The sequence below is a fragment of the Variovorax durovernensis genome, assembly GCF_977011995.1.
Genome location: NZ_CDRNCW010000001.1, coordinates 2,465,541 through 2,486,859 on the forward strand (window position 1 = coordinate 2,465,541; position 21,319 = coordinate 2,486,859).

14 protein-coding genes and 1 pseudogene are annotated in these 21,319 nt (G+C 62.6%); 5 read left to right on the forward strand and 10 right to left on the reverse strand.

Annotation, left to right across the window (positions count from 1 at the left end):
* Positions 1 to 188: 188 nt before the first annotated feature.
* The 4 genes from ACWV14_RS11880 (at position 189) to ACWV14_RS11895 (ending at position 3,475) form a co-directional block, all read left to right on the forward strand.
* Positions 189 to 917 (forward strand): type IV secretion system protein, encoded by a 729-nt coding sequence (locus ACWV14_RS11880; protein ID WP_454909589.1) that lies wholly within the window; start codon positions 189 to 191, stop codon positions 915 to 917.
* Complete coding sequence (locus ACWV14_RS11885) at positions 914 to 1,789, forward strand: TrbG/VirB9 family P-type conjugative transfer protein (protein ID WP_454909590.1); 876 nt, start codon at positions 914 to 916, stop codon at positions 1,787 to 1,789. Before ACWV14_RS11880 ends, ACWV14_RS11885 begins: the two co-directional genes overlap by 4 nt.
* A gap of 52 nt (positions 1,790 to 1,841) precedes the next feature.
* A complete protein-coding gene (locus ACWV14_RS11890) occupies positions 1,842 to 3,155 on the forward strand; it encodes a TrbI/VirB10 family protein (RefSeq protein WP_454909591.1) in 1,314 nt (437 codons plus the stop codon).
* Between the two features lie 77 nt (positions 3,156 to 3,232).
* The gene (locus ACWV14_RS11895; RefSeq protein WP_454909592.1) at positions 3,233 to 3,475 is read left to right on the forward strand and encodes a hypothetical protein; all 243 of its coding nucleotides are present in this window, start codon (positions 3,233 to 3,235) and stop codon (positions 3,473 to 3,475) included.
* A 217-nt stretch (positions 3,476 to 3,692) separates the two neighbouring features.
* On the opposite strand, the gene ACWV14_RS11900 is transcribed toward ACWV14_RS11895, so the two are convergent.
* From ACWV14_RS11900 to ACWV14_RS11925, 6 genes and pseudogenes are all read right to left on the reverse strand, one after another.
* Positions 3,693 to 4,154: a PaaI family thioesterase gene (locus tag ACWV14_RS11900; RefSeq protein WP_454909593.1), complete on the reverse strand. Its 462-nt coding sequence runs from the start codon at positions 4,152 to 4,154 to the stop codon at positions 3,693 to 3,695.
* A gap of 159 nt (positions 4,155 to 4,313) precedes the next feature.
* Positions 4,314 to 5,087 carry an AP2/ERF family transcription factor gene (locus ACWV14_RS11905; RefSeq protein WP_454912757.1) on the reverse strand — a complete coding sequence of 258 codons (774 nt, stop codon included), beginning with the start codon at positions 5,085 to 5,087 and terminating at the stop codon, positions 4,314 to 4,316.
* A 64-nt stretch (positions 5,088 to 5,151) separates the two neighbouring features.
* Entirely contained in the window at positions 5,152 to 5,886 is a 735-nt protein-coding gene (locus ACWV14_RS11910) for a hypothetical protein (protein ID WP_454909595.1), read from the reverse strand.
* 17 nt (positions 5,887 to 5,903) lie between these two features.
* The gene (locus ACWV14_RS11915; protein WP_454909596.1) at positions 5,904 to 7,634 is read right to left on the reverse strand and encodes a ShlB/FhaC/HecB family hemolysin secretion/activation protein; all 1,731 of its coding nucleotides are present in this window, start codon (positions 7,632 to 7,634) and stop codon (positions 5,904 to 5,906) included.
* Positions 7,635 to 7,753: 119 nt separating this feature from the next.
* Entirely contained in the window at positions 7,754 to 8,734 is a 981-nt protein-coding gene (locus ACWV14_RS11920; protein ID WP_454909597.1) for a hypothetical protein, read from the reverse strand.
* Positions 8,735 to 9,969: 1,235 nt separating this feature from the next.
* A pseudogene (locus ACWV14_RS11925) lies at positions 9,970 to 17,639 on the reverse strand (two-partner secretion domain-containing protein); the annotation flags it as partial.
* 304 nt (positions 17,640 to 17,943) lie between these two features.
* On the opposite strand from ACWV14_RS11925, the gene ACWV14_RS11930 reads away from it, so the two are divergent.
* Positions 17,944 to 18,963 carry a helix-turn-helix transcriptional regulator gene (locus ACWV14_RS11930; protein ID WP_454909599.1) on the forward strand — a complete coding sequence of 340 codons (1,020 nt, stop codon included), beginning with the start codon at positions 17,944 to 17,946 and terminating at the stop codon, positions 18,961 to 18,963.
* A 468-nt stretch (positions 18,964 to 19,431) separates the two neighbouring features.
* Here ACWV14_RS11930 and ACWV14_RS11935 read toward each other — a convergent pair whose 3' ends face one another.
* The 4 genes from ACWV14_RS11935 to ACWV14_RS11950 form a co-directional block, all read right to left on the reverse strand.
* Positions 19,432 to 19,830 (reverse strand): response regulator, encoded by a 399-nt coding sequence (locus ACWV14_RS11935; protein WP_454909600.1) that lies wholly within the window; start codon positions 19,828 to 19,830, stop codon positions 19,432 to 19,434.
* 244 nt (positions 19,831 to 20,074) lie between these two features.
* The gene (locus ACWV14_RS11940) at positions 20,075 to 20,488 is read right to left on the reverse strand and encodes a hypothetical protein (RefSeq protein WP_454909601.1); all 414 of its coding nucleotides are present in this window, start codon (positions 20,486 to 20,488) and stop codon (positions 20,075 to 20,077) included.
* 114 nt (positions 20,489 to 20,602) lie between these two features.
* Positions 20,603 to 21,004, reverse strand: coding sequence for a hypothetical protein (locus ACWV14_RS11945; RefSeq protein WP_454909602.1), 402 nt, complete (start codon positions 21,002 to 21,004; stop codon positions 20,603 to 20,605).
* Positions 21,005 to 21,025: 21 nt separating this feature from the next.
* Positions 21,026 to 21,313 (reverse strand): hypothetical protein, encoded by a 288-nt coding sequence (locus ACWV14_RS11950; RefSeq protein WP_454909603.1) that lies wholly within the window; start codon positions 21,311 to 21,313, stop codon positions 21,026 to 21,028.
* Positions 21,314 to 21,319 lie beyond the last annotated feature (6 nt).

Consider the following 21,319-nt stretch of genomic DNA (forward strand, 5'->3'; position numbering starts at 1 on the left):
TGTCGTTCTCGGTGCGGGTTCAAGAAACGAACCCGAAAGTGTCGAGCGGCCAAATTTGGCCGCTTGCCCGGCGTCGGGCGAAAACCGAGATGAACGCGCCCAAGTCAGCGCACGAATCCTGAAAACGCACACACGACGGCGCGTCATTCCAACGGCCCTTGCCCCATGGCGCCCGAAGAATCGACGCCATGCCCATCCAATCCGCATCGCGAAAAGCGCAGCCACGCCAGCGTGCACCTGCCTCTTCGGTCGTCACCGGCGATGTGCCGGGTCCCTATGAACAGGCGGCGCTGCAGCAGTACTTCGAGCGTGGCAGCAAACCGGTGCTGGAGGGCAACAAATGGCGAGCCATCGCGTTCGTTCTGGCCAGCGCCCTGGTGTTGAGCGGCGTCGGCTTCTGGCAGCTGATTCCGCTCAAGACCGTGGAGACCGCCTTGGTGTCAAAGGATGCGAGCAACCGTGCCCAGGTCGAGTTTGTCGGTGGCACCTGGACACCGGACACCGACATGAAGGCGGCCTGGCTGAGCGACTGGGCGATGGCGCTGACCGAGGTGAACGCCGCGACATGGGAGCGCAACGTGGCGCGCGTGACCTCGCAGGCGGTCGGCACCGCCCGAGACCAGATCCGCGACTACCTCCGCCAGGAGGGCAACCAGCCAGCGGTGCTGCTGAAGGAAAAGCCCGCCTACGTCCGTGAATACAAGTTGCTGTCGGTCAACAACGTTGCCAGCAACGTGGTCCTGCTGCGCTTCACGCTGACCAGTCGGCCCGGCCCTGGCTCTCCCAAGGCGGTGGGCGCCTTTGCGCTCACCGCGACGTTGGCCACCGTCAAGCCCGAAACCCGCGCCCAAGCGGTGGCCAATCCCACGGGACTCGTCGTCTCGAATTTCAATATTGCCGAGGACACCTTGAAATGATCCGCACTCCTTCCAACGGCCGAAAAGACCGGCACAACCCCAGCCGCGTGCGTGCCCTGGCTGTCCTGGCATTCGCAGGCGCGATCGCCGCCGCGTGGCTGACTCCCGGCGTTGCCGCTGCAGAGCAGACCACCGGGAGCGCCATGTCGGTGCCGCTGGCCGGGCAGCTCGACCCGCGGATCCGCGTGTATGCCTACAACGAAGACATCGTTTACACGCTGCCCGTCACGGTGGGGATGAACACCCACATCCAGCTCGGGGCGGACGAGCAACTGACGGAAAAGCCGCGCCTGGGCGAGACCGTGCAGTGGCGTGTCGCCGGCAACGAGAAGAACCTCTACGTGAAGGCGCTCAAGCCCGGCGCCGTCACGTCGCTGACGCTGGTGACGAACAAGCGGTCGTACCAGTTCGAGATGGTGTCCACCACCTCGCCGGCCAGCCGTGTCCAGAAGGCGTATTTCACGTATCCCGAGGAAGAAGAGAAGTTCGCCTTCGAGCGCAAGGCGCAGGCGAGCGCGGCTGCCGCCGTGGTGCAGCAGGAGACGAACCGTCGCAAGGAACAGGAGCTGTCGCCGGCGGCGATCGATCCGGCGCAACTCAATTTCAGCTACCGGGTCGAGGGGGACGCCGAGTTCAAGCCGACGGCCGTGTATGACAACGGCACCCTGACCTGGATGCGGTTGCCCAGGACGCAGGACCTGCCGGCAGTTTTCATGGAGGGCGCGGACAAGAAGCTCATGCCGGTGAACTACACCGTGCCCGAGCGAAGGGGCCGCGACGACCGCGACCAGATCATCATCGAGCGCACCTCGGACCGCTGGGTCTTGAAGCTGGGCAAGGCTGAAGTGCGCGTGCTGCGCGACGGCAAGTAAGCGGTTCACAGGAACCCCAGGGAAAGACCCGAGAACCGACCGAGACGACAACATGGCAAAACCCATTACGGATCCGCTACGTCCCGACCCGGACGACATCAGCGATGTGGACCTCAACGATCCGCAGCACGACGACATCAACAAGGGCATGCCGGCGCGCAACTACAAGATGTGGGGCGTTGCCATCGGCGCCGTGGCCGTTGCGGGCATGCTGGCCTGGCCGACCCAGCCGCTGATCGGCAGGGCTCCGGCGGCCGACGCCGTGCGGGGGCCCAACGACCAGCAGCCCGGCGCGGCGGTGGTGGCCGCGCTCAAGAGCGACGCCGACGATCGGAAGTCCACGGGCATCGCGCGTCCGACCGGCGGCACGGCGTACGACCCCAATGTCGGCCCCAACAACGGCACGGCCGCTGGTGCGCTCTTCGGCAACGGCAGCGCGGGTGGGGCTCCCCAACTGACACCCGAGCAATTGGAGCAGGCGCGGCGCGAATCCATCATCGCTTCAGGCACCGAGGCCAATGAGGTGTCGCTGCCGGCCGCGAACGGCGTGCCTCGGGAATCGCGGTCGGATCAGGTCGCGCGCGAGGCGGCTGAGCGCAGCAAGGCCGCGAGCGACCAGCAGATGAAGCTGCTGGAGACGATCGCGAACGGCAACTTCGGTGGGCAGCGATCTGGAGCGAGCGGCGTCCCAGCGTCGGCCTCAAATCCCAACGAAGACTTCATGGCACGCGCGGGCGCCAAAGGGGGGGAGCCGGCGCAGTACATGACCTCGGCCAGGGCAGGCCTGGCGCTGTATCAGGGCACGATCGTGCGCACGGTCCTCGACAAGGCCATCAACACCGACTTGCCGGGCAGCATCCGCGCGCACGTCACGAGCGACGTCTTCGACTCGATCTTCGGCACGCGGCTTCTGATTCCGCGCGGCTCGGTGGTGATCGGCGAGTACTCGACCGGCCTGGTCGTCGGGCAGGAGCGGGTGCTCGTGGCTCTCACCCGCATGATCCTGCCGAACGGCAAGAGCGTCAGCCTGCTCGGGGCGCCGGCCGAGGACGGGCAGGGCGTGTCTGGCCTGTCGGCCGACGTCGACAATCATTTTCTGAAGATGCTCGGGGCGTCGATGCTGATTGGTGCGGCGTCGCTGTTGCAGCCGAAGTCGCAGCAGAACATCACCATCAACACCAATGCTTCCGGCGGCACCCAGACGGGCGGGACGGTGTTCTCCAGCACGCTGCAGGACACCATCAAGTCGATCATGCAGCGCAATCTGAACATCAAGCCCACGGGGACCGTCGACCTGGGGGAGACCTTCACCTTCACCTTGTCGAGAGACATCGTGATGGAGGAATACAAGGGGCCGGCGCAATGACATCGGGGCTCAGGACCTTGGGCATCCTTGCGCTTGTCGCCGCGGTGGCATGTGTCGCCGGGTGTGCCGGTCATGGCATGGCGTCCGACCCTGCGCTGCGATTCGCGGTCGACGTTCCGTCCAGCGTGTCCTCGGCCTGGCGCGAGGAGGAGGCCGTCTGGCTTGTGCCGGCGCGGCGCACATTCATTCGAGCCGTGACGGACGCGCAGGGCAACCCCGTACGACTCGAGGCGGCCGGCTCCTATCTTCGCATCGTGTCGCCCTCGAAGACGTTCACGCTGGACATCGACGGGCGTTTGGAAACCTTGGCCGTGCCCTGAGGAGCGCGGCGCATGGGGAACGAAGCTGCCGCGCCCGTTCGTGTAGAGGTCCTCGGCTGCGATTCAAGCATCCTCGGACGGGTGCACAGGAATGCCCGGACGTCGTGACAAAAGATGCTTGAGGCCGTCGACGAATGCGCCCGTCAATGCGCTGGCTAACGTCCCGCGACTGCCCTTCGAGTCAGTCCTAGAAAGGAAGGTCGAAGGGGGCACAAGTTCACGATACCGGCTTCGTCGGAGGGTCGGGCAGTTTTGCAATGGTGCCCTGCGCCAGCGCGCAGAGCTTCTCGACACCGTCGTTGAGCGCGAAGATCTCGCAGGTACAAACGGCTTGCGAATTGCCGCTGTGAACGGCTTTGGCGCGCACAACCAGACGTTCGCCCATCGCGGGCCGGACGTAGTTGATCTTGTATTCGCAGGTCACCACCGGTGCGCGCAGTGCGGAGCCGCCGACAAACGTCAGAGCGTTGTCGGCCAGGTAGCTGACGACGCCGCCGTGAGCGAAGCCGTTCTGCTGCGTGAGGCGTTCGGAGAGCGGAAGTTGTATCTCGGCGTGGCCAGGAGAGAACGCGTGGAGTTCGGCGCTGATCAACACACTGAAGGGTTGTGCGGCCAGAATTGCGCGGCCCATTTCGAGGTAGGCGTCAGGCGAGAGAGATCTGGGTTTGCTGTCGGTCATGTGGCTTGAAACGAGAAAGAACCTTGTCTTCTTGAGTTCATCGATCGGTCGCCGACGAAGTCGCGAGCCGCATCGACATTTTTCCCGATTCTTGTGGGGCTGCCCAGCCGGGGTCGAGGGCAACCAAGTTCCACGACACTGCGGTAAGAGGAGGGCGGCTCACGCTGATGCAGCCCCCGTCATTTGCTCTATGCGCCTGCGGGGCCCACGCTTGGGCGTTTTACCCTCATCGGCCAGTTTGCGCACCTGTTCCATCTGCTTTTGCCGCTCTGCAATAGCCAACTGCTTGGCCTGAGCATCGCCATATCGCTTGATGGAAAACGATTTGGTCATCGTCTTGCCCCCGACACGAGTCACGGCCATCCAGTAGGGAATGTTCCAATTCTTGTCCACGCGAAATGAAACGCCCGGATATCCGCTGGTGTTGGTCGTATTGAGTGCTTCCTGCGGCAGTCGCTTCGGTCGCTTGTTATCGGACGGCAACAGACGTGGCACGGGGATCTCTCGCAGCTTGGCCTCGTCGGGATGCGTTTGTATCCGACCGTCTATCAACTCCAATTGCCTCTGCCTCTCGGCAATGGCCAGGTCCTTGGCGTGGGCATCGCCGTAGAGCTTGATCGAAAAAAACTTGCGCACCGTATTGCCCGGCCCCAGGCGGGTGGAAGCTTCCCAGTATCTGGGCGTGCCATCTTTGTCCTTGAAGAGCTTGACCCCTGTGTAGCCACTGGTGTTGTTGCGCCGTGGGGTGGCCGCAAACTGTTGTCGCGTGGCCGGAGGGTGCTGTCTGATGATCTCGTCGCGCCAGGCTTGGGCTTGGCGCAGCGCCGCAGCCTTGCTGCCATACACCGTGAAGCTGAATATCTTGCCCAAGGTCACGCCATCGCGCTGGATAGCCACAGCCCAATGCCCGACCCGGAGGCGGATGCCGTACATCGCGGCTGGTTTAAGAGTCACTCTCGCCACGACCCGCTCCAAAGTCGGATAGTGAAGGGATTGATCATTCGGCTTTGGGCAGATCGTGCGCGATGCGCCTTGCCATCTCCCGCATGGCCATCTCCCAGCTTTCGGCGACGCTGTCAGCGCCGCGCATCAGCGAATCAAAATTTGCGTAGCGGTACTTCGGATCGCTCGGAATGCTCCAGGACTTCTCGCCATTTGCATCGGTGCCATAGCGGTAGTACAGATACAGCTGATGTTCATAAGGCACATTGCGCTTCGGGTAAAAGCCGGCCTCGATGTTGACGCGCGGCACGTAGTCGCTGGATGTTCGCGGCGAATCCATGCTGACGTCGGTGAACCAGATGTGAAGCACTGCATCCTGCGTTGGCAGCTTGTCGTAGTTGATATCGTCCGGCGCTTTGCTGCTGCGCGTGAAGGTATCGAAGACATGGGCCGAAAATCCTTGAGCGCGCAGTTCTTCAACCAGCATCTGGGTGAATCTGGGGCCGAGCGCATCACGTGCCCTCGCCATCCGTTCGTTGAACTCGTTGGTCTTGAGGCGATTGGCGACGGACGACGCGATCATCGCTGGAATGAGTGGCGCCGCAAGCATCCGGTTTTCGGTATAGATCGAAGTTGGTGACGTGACGGGAATGACGGCGATCTCTTTGAAAGTCGGTCGGGGCGTTGTCACATGCGATGCGCAGCCGCTCAAAGCCAGCACGGAGACGGTCGAGAGAAGTGCGTAGATTCGACGGAAGTGGTCGACGCCGAAGGAAATACGATGACTCATTTTTTTCTTCCTGCGATTCAAAAGCTGGCATTGAGATTGAAGCCGAGCGTGACCGTGGCGGTGCGGTAGCCCTCAGGTTTGCGGATGGGTGCACCGACGAAGAAGTCGTAGCTCAGCTTGCTCCACTGGCCTCGCACGCCGACGACGGCGCCCGCCAGGCTGCGGCCCAGAAGATCGACCGTGGAGCGGCCACCGACGTGACCGTAGTCCATGCCCGCATAGAGCTCCGCACCGCTCTGCCCCATCGCCCAACCGATGTCGTTGCGCAGCAGCCAGCCGCGTTCGCCCATCAGGCTCGTCTCGCCATCGAAGCCGCGCACCGTGTAGCGCCCGCCGATGGAGAAGCGGTCTTGCGGCGTGAGTGGTGTGCGGTTCCACTGGGCCCGGATCAGGCCGGAGTAGCGCATCTTCTGCTCGCCGAGCTTGAACGGCGCATTGAGGCTGATGTCCGCCGTGTACAGCTTCAGGCGCGAGGTGCCCTCGCCGAATTCTTCTTCCGGCGCGACGCGTGAACCGAAGCCGCCAGTGCCACGCTTGTAGGCCAGCGTGCCTTCGAGCGTCGCGTCGCCGATGAACTCCTTGTGGTTCAGGCTGAACTCCAGGCCCCCGACCACGCGATGCTGCACCTCGACCTCGGTGTCGTCCACGAAGTTGCGCGACTCGCGGCGCCAGCCCTTGATGGCCACCGTCGTCTTGCGCTGCTGGTCGCGATACAGCAGGCGCGAGAGCTTGATCTCGGCGTTGTTGCTTTTGCCTGCGTACACGTAGTCCTGGTTCAGGCCCGCCACGCTCTGGTGGTACTGGCTGTTGGAGGCAGTGAAGGCGAGCAGCCAGTAGCCGTACGGCAGCGAGTAGTGAACCGTCTGGCCTTCGGTGCCCTTGGCCGGGTCGCCAAAGACGTGGTTGTTGATGCTGTGGTTGGCGCTAACGTAGAGCAGATCGTTCAGGCCGAAGGGGTTGTCCAGCGACAGCGTGGCGCCGGATTGGTAGCGGCCCGTGGCCTCGGTGCCGCTGTCGTCCAGGCTGAAGGTGAGGCGCCATTTTTTGGACTGCACGTACTTGACGACGAGGTCGCTGTCGCCGGGCTTGGCGTCTGCGGCTGTCGAAGGTTCGATCTGGATGTCGGCTTCGGCAGTGGGGGCGCGCTTGAGGTTTTCCAGGCCCTGCTCGATGTCGCGCAGGTTCAGCAGATCGCCGGGGCGCGCGGGGATGGCTGTGGCGAGCAAGGCGGGGCTGCCGAGCAAGGTTGATGAAGAGTCAGCGTTCGTGCGGATGGCGGCGATGCGGCCGGGCACGAGTGACAGCGTCAAGGTGCCGGTTGAAAGATCCTGTGGTGCGGCGAGGACGCGGGTCGTGACGTAGCCGCGGGCGATGGCGGCTTGTTGGGCGCGGGCGAGGACTGTGTTGACGCCGGCTGTGCCGAGGCATCGGCCGATCGGGGAGTCGTTGCCATCGGGGCCCGACAGATCGGCGACGGCCCATTGGAAGGACTCGGACTGCTCACCGACCAGCAGCACACGGTCGATGCGAAAGCACGGCGATTCGGATTCGGGAATGCGTTGGGGCGGAGCCGGTGGCGCAGCCTGCGGGCGCTGGTCGACGGTTCGCTCGTTCTGCTCGCGCAAGGCGCGCTCGCGTTCTTGCTGGCGCTGCTGTTCGACGAAGGGTTGCGGTGTGGTCGGGGATTGCTGTGCCAAGGCCAGCCACGGAACGGCCGCCACGGCAGCGGCCAACAAGTTGCGCTTCAAATCAGGCTCCCTTTTTACTTGGCCAAGGTGATGGCCAAGACTCACGTAATCAGCGGACCGCGACCGCTTCCTTCGTCACTCAGCTCGACGTTCCTCGAATCTGATCGGCCACGATGGGTCTACTCGCTCTTCATGATGCTGCTCAGCACCTGATCTTCATCCATGCCTTCTTGCAGCATGCGGTCGTATACGCGCTGAATGAGATCACTCGGTCGCCAGCCAACCTGTCGAAGTTCCCGGTAGTCCATCTTCGGCATCAACGGATGATCCAGCACTGGGTTCTGTAGCCCCAGCTTTTCGCGAAGGCAAAACGTCAGCCAGATTTCGATGGGCAGGCGGATCCAATTGCAACTCTCGAATTCGTAGAAGTGGCGTGCATCGCCCACATGACAGCGATGCGTGTGCTGATCCAGCGTGTCCAGGCACACATCGACCAACTCATCTGCATCCGGAGTTCGCCAAAGCGCGAAGAGGGCTTGGGTCACTTCGTCCTTCTGCGCATCCCCAGTCACTTCAATATCCGGCTGGCCGAAGTAACTGGCAAAGATGCGGAAGATATAGATGAAGAGGGGGCGATATTGCGTATCGCTAAACCTACCATCCCGATATGCAGCGAGCTGCGCGAGTGCTAGCTTTTCAGCTCGCGGTTGCGCATCCAGCACCATGCCTAGCGCTGTAAAAGGAATGTCAAGCACCGACAGGTTGTTGAACTGGCGGCCGAATCGTGTGGGATACCAGAGCTCGGTGTTCAGCTTATAAACACGAGAGAGATAGTGCGCCGCAAACGCATTTCCTACCGAAGTCAGATCAGGTGTCCCCCCAACTAACATTTGCTCGAAGGAAAACTCCATGTTGGCGGCATAGCCACTGAGGTTTGAGCTTAGATAAGAATTTTCCCATGGAGCGAAAGGCGGATCAACAGGATGCAGGGGGATATCGTCGGGGAGCACTATATTCCCGGTATCTGCAAATTCGGTAAGTCTGGCTTTCCAGTTCGCGTCATGCACAGAGGCCAACTCGGCATCGCTCCCTTTGCAGGCAGATCGCCAAAATCTCTCCCAGCCCTTGTGAATTCCAATTCGTTTTGGTTCGTAGCTCATGATGCCGAAATACGGTTTCAGTTAATCGGGATGACGGTTGCACTAGCCAAGCCGCTGGTGTTCTGTCTTGGAATGCTGACATTGATGACAAGCGGTTTGAGTTGATAACCACCACTCTCTAAAAGTCTTTGGACTCGCTGCGCGTACTCAATATCTACGGCACTAATTTGCTGATTGGTAATCCTACCGTCAGCCGCCTGATTGATCCAGCTTTGAGTCCGCTGCATCAAATTGAGCGTATTCGGATCTGGAAACGCCCCATTGATCGACGATTTGACCTCCGGCGCCCAGATGATCTTGGCAGTTTCATCGATTCCGAGCAAGTCGACGCCATGCCCGGAATTGTTCTGGATGGATCGGAAGGAAATTCCGGTCGCATTTTGCATCAGCTCCTGCGCCAGCGATTCGCCCAATTTTCCGTCATTGCGCACGAGGTTCGTCACGCTGACGCGAGTCACGAACGAAGCCTCGGCGCTCACCTGGCTCAGGTTCAACGGCGCTCTGGCGATGGCCTCGGCTGAGCCGATGGTCAGCCCCGCATTGCCCAGCCCGCCGGGAATCACGTTGCCCACTTCAATGGCTTTGCCGTTCGCGTCGATATAGCGCGTCACGCCATACTGCCCAAAACCACGCGCCTGCGTTGTCGCACCCGGTCTGGTCCCGCCAAGCGTCGGGCTGGTCGGATTGGCAGCGCCTGTCGTGACCTCCGCCACGGCGTTGACCAGATTCAGGCACCGCTGCGGGTTGCTGCCGCAAAAGGTGTAAAGCCCTTCGCCCGTGACCCCAAGTCCGACGATGCCGATTTCTGCGGCAAGCACCGTCATCGCCGCGACGCTCACCCCGGTGAACAACAACCGCGCAGACCCCTGCAAGCGTTGCTGGTCGCACTGTGCCGGGTTGGCCGCGCAGGCAGCAATAACGTCGTAGGCGTCCACGCGCTGCTGTGTCAGGCGCACATTCGCGTTGAAGTCCGAACCAGGCAGGGCGAAGTAGTATTCCGGGAGCTGGCCGGCACTCACCAAGGCCTGCTGGCGAGCAGAGCCTTGCTGCGCCGTTTCCAGCATCGTGCGACAGGCACTGGAACCCGGATCAGCACAGACCGCAGCCAGTTCCTTGTCCTGCGCAGCACTCTTGCTCTGATACTCCTCACGCAGCGCTCGCTCGTCCGATGTCGAGCAGCCGCCGGGCTTCTGCTTGCACGCAGCAAACCTCGTGGCGAGTTCGTCCCACTGATCGTGATTCAGGAAGTTGTTCGCCGCCGCATTCCCACCCGCCTGACTGCCGAGATTGATCTGCGATGCGTCCCCTCCAGCGATGGCCACGGCAAGGCCGGAAATCATCGCTGCAAACTGCACCGTATCGGTCTGACGACCATACGCCTCCGCAGCAAGCTCCCCGATGGCGGCCCCCAAAGCCCCGGCGCCGCATCCCGCCGCGTTGTCGGCCCGCACAGCCCCGACCATGCAACCTGCAATCGCGTGCGCTACCTTGTTGGTGAAATCATTGAGAACCCCGTCCTTCTTGGTCAGGTCCCCAATCGCATTGGCGGCTTGCGCGGCAACGGTGTCAAGAATGGCATTCTTCAGGTTGTCCTTCAGGTTCTTCTCGAAGCTGCCGCCATTGATGGCCGTACCGATTACCGCTCGAGCCGCACCAGCCTGCAAGTTCTGCCCAAGCTGAGTAAAGAACTCTTGGCTGCCCCCACCGGCCGTGGGCAAGCCGTTCGGATTCATGTTGAGTCCGCCAAGCACACCACCAGTGACGATGGCCGTCAACAGGTTCTTGACGCTCGCGCTGCTGCCCAGGTCATGCAACGTTCTGCCGAGGTCACCCTGGTTATTGATCGCAGCCACTGCGGCTTGACTGGCCAGCGCGGAAATGCCTGCTGTAACAGCTCCACCCACCACGCTGGAAATGGTTACCCCGCCTGCCGCTATGAATCCTCCTTCACCCAAAACGGCCACACCGCCCCCAGTCGCCGTCGTTGCCGCCGCTTCACCAGCCGCGCCACCGATGCCTGAGGCCGCCCCCGCCGTGAAGTAGGCCACCACCACCGTTATCACCGCCGCCGCAGCGGGCGTCAGCCCCTGCTGGCGGTAGTCCCAGTTCTCGTGCGCTTCCTCGACCTTGACCCAATCGACCTTGTCCTTGAGCTTGGGGTCGTTCTGCAACTGGTTGACCCAGTCCATGCCGGGCTGCTTGCCCAGTGCGGCGACGCTGTCCTTGGCACCCAGGCCCGCCTGGATGTGGTTGGCATTGATCGCCAGTTGCCCGACGTTGAGTTGGTTGTAGTTCAGCTTCTGGTCGGTGGTGCCCTTGTCGGTGGTCTTTTGCCAGGCCACGTCGCCGCCCTGGCTGGTGTTGCGCAGGCTGGTCTCCGTGATCTGGGGCAGCAGGTTGACCTGATCACCTTTCAGCGTCAGCGTGCCGGGCGTGTTGACCGCGGTACCCGCAAGATTCAGCGTCCCGCCTGCGCTGCCGGGGGCGCCATTAGCGGCAATGTTGACGTTCGCACCACTGAGCGTGGTGTTCGTCAGTGAGGTGCTGGAACTCTCCATCTTGTCGGTCAGCTTGGCGTTGATGCCCTTGCCGAAGGAATGGAAGCCGAGGGCGTTGAAGCTGCCGCCACGGCTCGATTCGGAGCCGTTGACCTCTATCCGGTTCTCCGCCGCTGCGATATTGACGTCCGTGCCCGTGATCCTGATGTCCTTGGCTGCATCGACCTGCACGCCACGCATGTTGACCACGCCGCCCTCGATCAGGACACCGCCGTTTGCGCTGCTGATGCTGGTCGGCGCGGCAACGTCGGTCTTGATCTCGACGGTCTTTCCGCTCGCTTTGGGGCCGATGATCGCGCCAAGCGTGGGGTTGAAGTTGAGGCCGGAGGTCTTCTTGTCAAACTCGGCGCTCGCGCTGGAAGTGTTTCGCGCCTCGTAGATGTTCACGCTGTTGCCGCCATGGAGCGCAACCCCATCGCGCCCGGCGATGCGAGCGCCCTCAATGTTGAGGTTGTTGCCCGCATCCAGCGCAACGGCACCTCCCGTGAAACTGCTGCCCACGCTGGTGCTGCTGTCGAAGCTGCCGGAGAGCTTGTTTTCCGTGCGCTTGAAAGTCCCCTTGTCTTTCCACTGCGCGGAATAGTTGCCCGTGACCTTGGTCTGGCCCGATTCGATATTGATGTCACGATCTGCATGCACGCTCAGCAGGCCATCGCCTGCGTTCACGGTGGCCTGACGGGCGTTGACATCCCGGCCGGCGTTCAGCAGCGTGGTGCCGTTGGTGGAGATGGTGCTCCCGAGTTCCTGGGAGCGTGCCATCGCCATCGACGTGCTGGAACTGGCGCCCATCATCGCCCGGGTCTCGGTCACGGTGCCCAGGTTGATGTCGTTCTTCGCCGTGATCGACGTGTAGCCACCGGCGCCTTGATCGGAGATGATCCCGCCGATCAGGTTCACGTCGTGGCCTGCGCTGGCAACCAGCCGGCCGCCCGGGTTCGTCACATAGAGGCCCGCGACGCGGTCCACGTTCGTGTTGAATCCGTTTGTCTGGGTCGTGCTGCGCACGTTGATGTCGCGCCCCGCGTCGATCTTGAGGCTGTCGCGGGCGTCAATGGTCCCGCCGATGTTGTTCAGATCGGTCCTGGCCTTCAGGTCCACGCTGCCGCCGCTGATGCGCCCGCCCAGATTGTTGATGTTGTCGGCATCGATCTTGACGAGGGTGCGCCCGGCGATGGTGCCCGTGTTGACGAGGTCGCCGCTGCCCTTGATATTGAGCCTGTCGGCACTGAGCACAGCGCCGTTGCCGTTGATGTCCCCTGGTCGCACGCGAACGTAAACCTGCGGAACCAGAACCTGCTGCGTACTCCCATCGGGAAGCGTCACGGTTTGCTCGACCAGCCAGACGATGTCGCTGGTGAGCTGCGCCATCTGCGCCGGTGTCAGGGCGATGCCGGGCCGCAGGCCGTATTCCTTCGCGAAGGTGACGCCCGCGTTCATCAGCGCGGTGTACTGGTCTTCGTCGCTGGAGTAGCCGTCCAGATAGCGGTAGCCCGTCAGTTGGGCCACTTGTTCACGAATCAGTTTCTGCTCGTAGAAGCCGTCGCCCAGGCGCTTGAGGGTGTTGTTCGGATCAAGGCCCAGGTTGTTCAGGAGGTAGTCGCTGCTGAGCCACTGGCGATAGTTTGCAAAGCGCGGGTCCGTCTCGATGAGATACCGACCGCCGGTGTTCACGCTGAACAGGCTGGCCTGAGGAACGGCGGTGTTGGGCAGGCTGGTGCGAACCACCATCGGGGTGGACTGGCCGGCCCCGGCGGTCTTGACGCCATTGACGTTGGACGCGACCTCCACAACAGCACCTTGGCGCCCGCCGACGGTGACGCCGCCTGCGCCGCCCGCCGCGTCGCCCACAGAGGTACGGCCCGCGACACCGGCGTTGTAGCCCTTGGTGGCGTTCAGATGCTCCTGCGGCGTGTAGTCGGTGAGCTTGTACGTCTCGGTCGTCGTTGTCGGGGGGATGTAGAGTGGGTCCTCTGGCGGCTTACCAGGGCGATTGGGGTTGTAGCCAATCCATACCGCGCTCACGGAGGTGTCGCGCTTGCCGGGTGTCGCCTGGTTGTCGACGTCGGACGCGTTCAACGCGCCGCCCGCCATGATCTGGCTGTCGTGGTTGTAGACATGCCCGTCAAGGGTCATGTTGCCGCCAGAGACGATGCGCGACGGATCGGCCGTCCCGGGAGCTACCGAGTCTTCGGTGACCGTGGTGTTGGTGACGGCATTGGTCCAGCCTTTGCCGATGACGCTGACAGTGCCATCAGCGGCCTTGTGGTAGACCAAGCGCGTGCCGGGATCGCCCCACGTGATGGGATTGCCTTGCGCATCGAAAGGCTCCCAGGATTTCCCGTCCATCGTGATGATGCTGGGAACCAGCACCGTGCTGCTGGTGGTCGCAACCTTCAGATGCGTGTCGACGTTGTTGATGCCGCCCATGGCAATGGACATGTCACCCAGCGATTCGATGCTGGCGCTTTCGTTGTTGAGCGTGCCGCCTTTGCTGGTGGCCTGGCGCTTGAAATCCAGAGCGCCGCCGATGTACATGCCACCGGAACTGAAGAGCAGCGCATGGTCTCGGTTGTTGATGGTCTGCGCGCCGATGTCCAGGGTGTCGCGCGCGGCGATGGTGCCCGCCTTGGTGACTCCGCCCGCGCCGCCAACGGTCTCGCTGATGTTGTTCAGGGTGCTGCTGGCTGCGACCGAGACGATGTCGCCGTAGATGCGGCCGGTGCCCACATTGGTGACCGTGGCGCCATTGATTTGCGTGTTGTGTCCGTCGATCAGGCCGCGGTTGGTCAGCGTCCCGGTCGCACTGACCACGGTGGTGTTGCCCGTGATCTCCGCGTTGGCGGTGTTCTCGACCTCGTTGCCGCTGGCCGTGACGGTGCCGCTCGCGAGCAGCTTGCCGTTGTTGGTCAGCTTGCCGGTGGTCGAGTAGGTCAGGTTGCCGCCGGCCTTGACGTCGACGTTGTTCGTCACGTCCTGCGCCAGCGCAATGCTCAGGTCGTTGACGCCGACGGTCGTGCCGTCGCCGCTGAAACCCTTGGCGTCGATTTCCAGTTTGCCGAAGGCTGCGGTCTGGACCTTGCCGTCTGCGCCGAGCACGGCGGCAGTGCCGGCCACCAGGGTTCCGCCTGTGTTCACGACGCTCAGCGTCTTGGCAGCGGGGTTCGCCGCGTTGGGGTCCACGATGCTCAGCGTGTCGCCGGCAGAAATCAGTCCGTTCTTGTTGCTCACCGTGCCGCCGCTGCGGATGGTGGCATTGACATCGGCCCGTATGGCACCGCCCGTGTCGTTGGTCAGGTCGCCAACAGTCAGGATGACGTTCTTGCCCTCGATGCCCTGATCGGTGCCCTGGGTGTTGGTGTTGCCGATGGTCGCGGCGTTCAGGGTCGTCGTGGCGAGCGAGCGCACGAGGCCGCCCGCGTTCTGGATGTCGCCGGCGTTGATCCCGAGGTCGCCCACCGCCTGCGTTTGGCCACCGCTGTTGTCGTATTTGGCGCCGTGGGCGTTGATCGCAACGGTGGACTGGCCGAAGACAGCGCCCTTGTCGGTGTTGGAAAAGGCCTGGGTTTCGGCGCTCAGGGCGTTCTTCGCGCCGATGAAACCAGCCTTGTTCGTCAGGTCGCCCGTGATCAGCACGAGCGTATCGCCGCTGGCGATACCGCCTTGCTTGGTGCTGTGGCTGGCGGCGTTGGTGTTGGTCAGCTTCTGACCGTGGGTGTCGATCTTCATCGCGGCGCCCGACTGGATCAGGCCCGCGTCGTTGGACAGAGCGCCCGAGCTCAGGGCCACCGTGGTGGTGGCTGCCAGGGTGCCTTGTGCGTTGTTCAGGGCATTGTCGTGCGTGTCGACCGTCAGGCTGTCGCCGAAGACTTTGCCCGCGACGTTGCTCATGCCGCCGTTGGACAAGGTGGTCTTCCCGCCAGCTTGCAGGGTGCCGGCGTCGTTGACGGTCTGGCCTGTGGTCGTGACGGTCAGGTCGCCCTTGACCGCTGCAACCGTGCCGCCCGTGGAGTCCAGGCTCGCAGCGTCGATGGACGTGTTCCCGTTGGCGGCCAAGGTGCCTTGGACGTTGGAGACCGCACCGGCGGCCTTCACCGCGAGCGCGCCCGCTGTGGTGACCTTGGCGGCGTTCGTGGTGACGTTGCCTTGGGTGGCGGTGATGGCGATGTTCGCGGCGTTGGTCTGGCTGTTCGACAAATCGACGCTTGTGCCTTGTAGCGTCGCGTTGCCAGCGGCGAGGTTTTTGCCGGTGGCAACGAGTGCGCCGGAGGAGGTGACGCGCAGATCGCCAACGCTGCCCAGCGTGCCGTCGCTCTGGATACCGGCACCCAGGACACCGCTGCTGCCTTGCACACTGCCGGCGGCAACGGTCAAATGCCGGCCTGCCGTGATGCTCCCGTCGTTGGTCAAAGCACCACCGACCGCGACGCTGGCATCGTTGCCACCGCGCAAGCTGCCGCCATTGGAAAGCGAACCGGCCTGGACGTTCAGGTCCGTGCCCGCATTGATGGAGCCGCCACTGCCGTTGACCAGTTGATTGGTCACCGCGAGCTGCACGCCGGCCTGCGCCGATTGCAAGCTGCCCTTGGTGTTTTCCAGTGAGCTGGTGTTGAGCGTCAGACCTTGATTGGACGCAAGGGTGCCGGCGCTGTTGATCGTGGCGCCGGTCACGTTGGCGGTCAGTGCGCCCGTCGCGGCGATCACACCCCGTGTGTTTTCGGCCTTGCCGCCAACCGTCAGATTGGCATCCGTGGCGCTCGTGAGCGTTCCATCGGTGTTCAGGAGATCGCCGCTGGTGGCGATGCTCAGGCTGCCCGTGTTCAGCTTGCCGCCTGTGTTGTCGAAGCTGCCGACGTTGGCGCTGAAGCTCTGGCTGACGTTCAGGGTGCCGTGGGCATTGGAGAAGTTGGGCCCCGTGACCGCCATGCTCGCCACCGAAAGTGTGCCACCTGCATTGTTGATCTGCGGGGTTTGCAGCGCAATCGGACCACCGCTGTAGATTCGGCCGCCGTCGTTGAGGATCGAGCCTGCCGCCGTGATCGTGCCGGGCGATGTGGGAACGAACGGTGCCGGCGCTGGTGCGGTCGTGCCGCTGGAAGTCGGGCTGGAGCCTGTTCCTGCGGCGGGTGTGCTCGGGCTGGGGGTGCTGCCTATGCCAGCGCCTCCTGTGCTCGTACCACCGCCAGTCCCAGCCGTCGGCGCGGGCACGGGTTCAGCACCGATGACTCCGCCGCTCGTATTGGACAAAACGGGTGCCGCCAGCGTGAGCCCCACGCTGCTGGTCTGGCGTATCGTGCCACCCCGGTTGTCGATGTCGCCCGCGCTGGCCAGCTCGACGCGCGTGCCTTCCAGCGTGCCGGTGTTCTCGAGCCTGCCCGCTGCGGTGACGATGAGCCATTGCTGGCACCGATACTTCCGGCGTTTCGCGCTCCAAGGCCAGCCTCGGTGCCCACCAGAAAAATGTGATTTGCGAACATCCCGCCGATTTGCGCGACGTCCAAGGCAAAGGTCGGCACAACACCCGTGCCGGTGGTCGGTGTGATCTGCGTGTGGTCCGCTGAGATAGTGTTGGCACCGGTCACGACCTTCAGGTCCGTCGCGTTGATCGCGGCATTGACCTGCACCGCTCGCGCTAAAATGGCGGCGTAGTCCGTTTTGCTCAGATCAAGGCCTGCGCCGTTGATACTGACCGTGCCGCCTCTCACCACGTAGCTGTCCAGGCCGCCGAAGGCGTTGAATTGCGGCGTGCCCGTGGTCAGCGTCACGCGAGATGAGTTGATGAACGTGCCGCCTGAAACTGCGATGCCTGACGGGTTCGCAAGGATGAATTCGGCACGCTGACCCGCAATCTCGACAGGCCCGTTGATGTACGATGGATTGCTCGAATTGACCTCGCTCAAGATCACTCTCGCGGGGCCAGTTGCCAGGTTGGGATTTCCAACTATCCACCCGCCGATGCCCGACTGTGCATTGACTCGTGAGTTGTTGACCACCACGCCGCGCGCATTGACGTCGAACTGCAAAAATTGATTTCTGGAGACCCCGGCCGCGCTTGGCGTCGCGATGTTTGCGATGGGAATTCCGTTCGGCGACACGAGGATGATCGGGCGCATGCCACCGGGGGCCATCGGGTTGGCAACGATCTGCGCTTGTCCCGGCATGGCCACCAACAGACCAAAGAGCGCGGCGGTCGCCACCAGCGGTGACGGAGCTGTCGAAGTCGGCGCAGCAACACCACCGCCGCTTGTTGCCTTGGACGTTCCCTTCCCAGCGCTGGTCGCGGCCTCGGGGACAACAACGCGGGCCGCGCGTGCAACACTCCAGATCACCCTAAAAATATTTTTATTCATCTTGTTCTATGCTTCTCGAATCGCGCAACCTGACAGCGATGCGCGGCGCGAGGCAACATGCTGGAATCTCTGACACAGCGTCAGAGAGACCTCGGATTGTCGATTTGCGAGGCATTCAGAAATGTCAATAAAACGAAGTGCCCGCAAATTGGGATCGAGAGCGCCACATACCGCACACTTCAAAGACACGGCAAAACAACACCCTTCGCCGTGAATTAGCAATTAAGTTCTCAGCGCAATGGTGCGTGGGCTAACCACCTGATTGCAGTCCTGCAATCGACGTCACAAAATGCTGTGACACCCCATGACACCCCCACCCGCCATTCAGCACCGCGGCGTCGGCCCTCTGCCAGCGAGAAGGCGGTTCTCATTCTTCGTCGGCGCGGCCGATGCGGACTGCTGCCTCAAGCACTTCGATGACGCGACGACCGCGCCCCTGTGGCAGGACGTCAAGGCCATCGACATCGGTGGCCTCGCCTTCATGTGGGTGCGCGGGAACGCCATTGATGTTGGCCGCATCGTGCGTGAGCAACACAAAGACGCGGCGTCGCATCCGCTCTATCTTCTGTTGAAGCTCAATACGTTCACCACGAACGAAACCAACGACGTGGTGCTGGTCGATGCGGACCGTTTCATGCGACTGCAATCGCCGCACTGCACTGACATGTGGTTTGTCGGTCTGTCCAGGTCGTTGGTATCGCGCTGGCTACCGAGCGGCAGCGGCACCGCCGCCACCTTGCTCAAGGGACATACAGGTTGGCCGGCTGTGTTGTCGGCATACCTGCACGGCCTCGACTTCCATCAGTTGCAGAGCATCAGCAGTCCCTTCGAGAAGGAACTGATGGCGGAGCACGTTCTTTCCATGCTCTCGTTCGCACTGCCGCAAAACGCGCTGCCCGCAGTGCGCGATCCGATTCCCGAGCGAGACCGAGTGCAGCATGACGAAATGCATCGCTGGATTCTGGACAACTACGCGGACCCGGAGATCAGCGTCGCCAGGCTTGCGAAACAGTTCCACGCATCTGTGCGCCACGTGCACAAGGTCTTTGCGAGCGCGGGGCACGGCATGTCGTTCCTGGATACGGTCCGTCATGTCCGGCTGGAAACGGCGGCGCGCATGCTGCGTGCGCCGGCACCGGCCTCCATGTTGGTCGCGCAGATCGCGTATCGCTGCGGCTTTGCCGATGCGGCCTACTTCGGACTGGTGTTTCGCAACCGCTATGGGTGCACGCCGCGCACCTATGCCAGCACTCATGCCCTGCCGCAAGTGGATGCTGCGCCGGTAAACAGTGCGAACGGCGCGACATCCGTCACACTGCATTAGCCGTCTTGAATCAGATCGCTCACATTTGGGCGGAATGTCTGCGGCCCATTTCGTAATATCGTTGGCGGTAGCCCGGTCTACTGCGCCCTTCTCCCTGAATAGGGCTACCCTTCAGCCCGCCCGATCCCTCGTCGCGGCGGGCTTTTCTTTCTCAAAGTGTCGGTGTGTCGGCATAGCGCCCACAGTCGTTGCCGGCGTGGTGGGCAACATCGGCGAACCTTCGCAACTCGACAAGAGTCGTTCCACTCCCTCCCTCTGAGCAGGTGAGTAGGCAGATGAAGGGCAGCCACGGCTGACTGGCATACGTCGGCAGCGGGCGTTGCAGTTGGCCGCTCGGTCAGAGGCGCGATAGGGACATCGACTTGACGATGCTTGTTCAGAGCGCATCGACGGTGCTGTTGTCTCGCGCCGAAATGTCGGGGTCCACCTGACATCAACCTACCTACGGCCGCGATCTCTGATTCGTCGTCAGACGATGACGAAGATCTTCTCGCCGGATATGACTCGGTTCAATGCATGGGTGAAATCACGGGTTGGCAGGGCTTTTTGTATGTACCCATGAAAACCGTCAGCTCGAACCTGTTCAAGGAATTGAGGGTCATGCGCCAGAACGCACGTCGTGCCTTCCTTCCCAACGAATTGCATCTCTCGAGCGAGGGACAGGTCTTCGGCACCGGACCCCGCCGACACATTCAAATCCAAAAGAATCAAGCCCCACTGCCTGCTGTCTTGAAGGAACAGCTTGAGCGCTTCCTTCACGGAACCGACTTTGGCGACGGAGTTGACCCGCGGATTTGCGGCAACGAACTCAGATATCACGTCTGCCACGATGGCACGACGCTCGATGATGAGGACGTCAATTTTCATGCCGATTCGCCTTTGCGCATGACTCGGGCTCGTCGGCGAGTTGATCCTCGCGAGCTTTGCTTGGCTCCCCTTGCCGGCAGCAACTACATCGGCAGCATGTCCGGCTCGACGCTCTTGCTCAAGTTGACCGCCAAAGAAGGGCAATCTTGCCGGTTCAATTGCGACAGCATTGTTCGGGCGACCGGGTGTTCGGTGCTGCCAGGTGGTGATGCCGCCTGAATCATCGCAAGGGCATCGAGCCAGGTCAGCGCTTTGCAACTTCGAAGCCCAGGGTGAGCCTGACTCCGAGCTTCGCGAGTTGTTCTTCGATGTTCGTGATCTTGCTGGGGCGACGGGGATCGAGCAGCGTGCGCAGGTGCTTCTCGCCGATGCCGAGCAGACTGGCCGCTTGGGCGTTGCTCGATGCGTTTGCGGCGTGCAGTCCCTCCATGAGGGCAATCTTTGCTGCGAGCACGAGCGGCAAGTGAATCGCGGTCTCGCCCGGGCAAAGGACGTCGCCCAGACCGGGCGGCAGCCGCCGCAGTGACAAGAGTTCGCGTACGCCATCGAGCAACAGCGTCGCGGCCTGCGCGAGGGCTTGTTCACGACTGGGCGCTCTCACATTCAGGCCCCGGTAGTGTCTGGAAACTACGAGCCAGCCGGACGCAAGATCGATCAAGCGGACGGGAAGATAGCAAGCTGCGCGCATGGCACTGTGGCGGGGGAAGGGGGAAGGGGGAAGGGGGAAGGGGGAAGGGGGATAGCGACGTCCGATTTGGCGCCCGTCGGCCCATCAAACACCGGAGAACCGCAAGCCGCTCAAGGCACTTTCACAGGCCTCGCGCATCCGGCTTATGTTCGGCATTTGGCCGCGCACCTCGGTCAGAGCCAGTCCGCAATGGAACGCGAGTGCATGGACCATGTCCTCGTCGGAGAGGATCGCAGCCGGGCCGGCAGATGCCATCACGCGATACAACCCCTTGAGCCACTGCTGCTGCGCAGCGCGGTCCTCCCTCGGCGGCAGCGCGTGGGTGGCCAAGAAGACCTGCGCGTGCAGCACCATGTGAGTGTCGGCATCCATCGGTAGCATGCGCCGAGTCGCGAGAATGACCGGTGGCGGCGCTGATGTGGAGTCATCGGGGATGCGGCCCGCAAGGTTGGGCGGGTCGCCAAAAGGCATGGTGTTCGTAGTCACGCGCAATTCCTGTGGTCGATGTCATGTTGGGCGAGAAGCAGGATTCGTGTCGGCATCGGCGCTTCCAGAGGCCTCCCGTTCGTGGTGAAGCGCTCGCTCAACCGTCAACAAGAGGGCACACCATTCGCCACCCGTGCGGTCGACCGCCTCCGCCAACGTGTAGCCCATTTCGGTGAGCCAGTCGGCCCGGTTGAGCACAAGGGCAACGGCCACGCGTTCGCCGGTGGACTGCACTCGCCAGGCTTCGATCCCACCGCGTTGCGCATCGCGGGCCTTGCGCAGAAGGTGCTCGAATTCGGCATTGATCATCGAAGA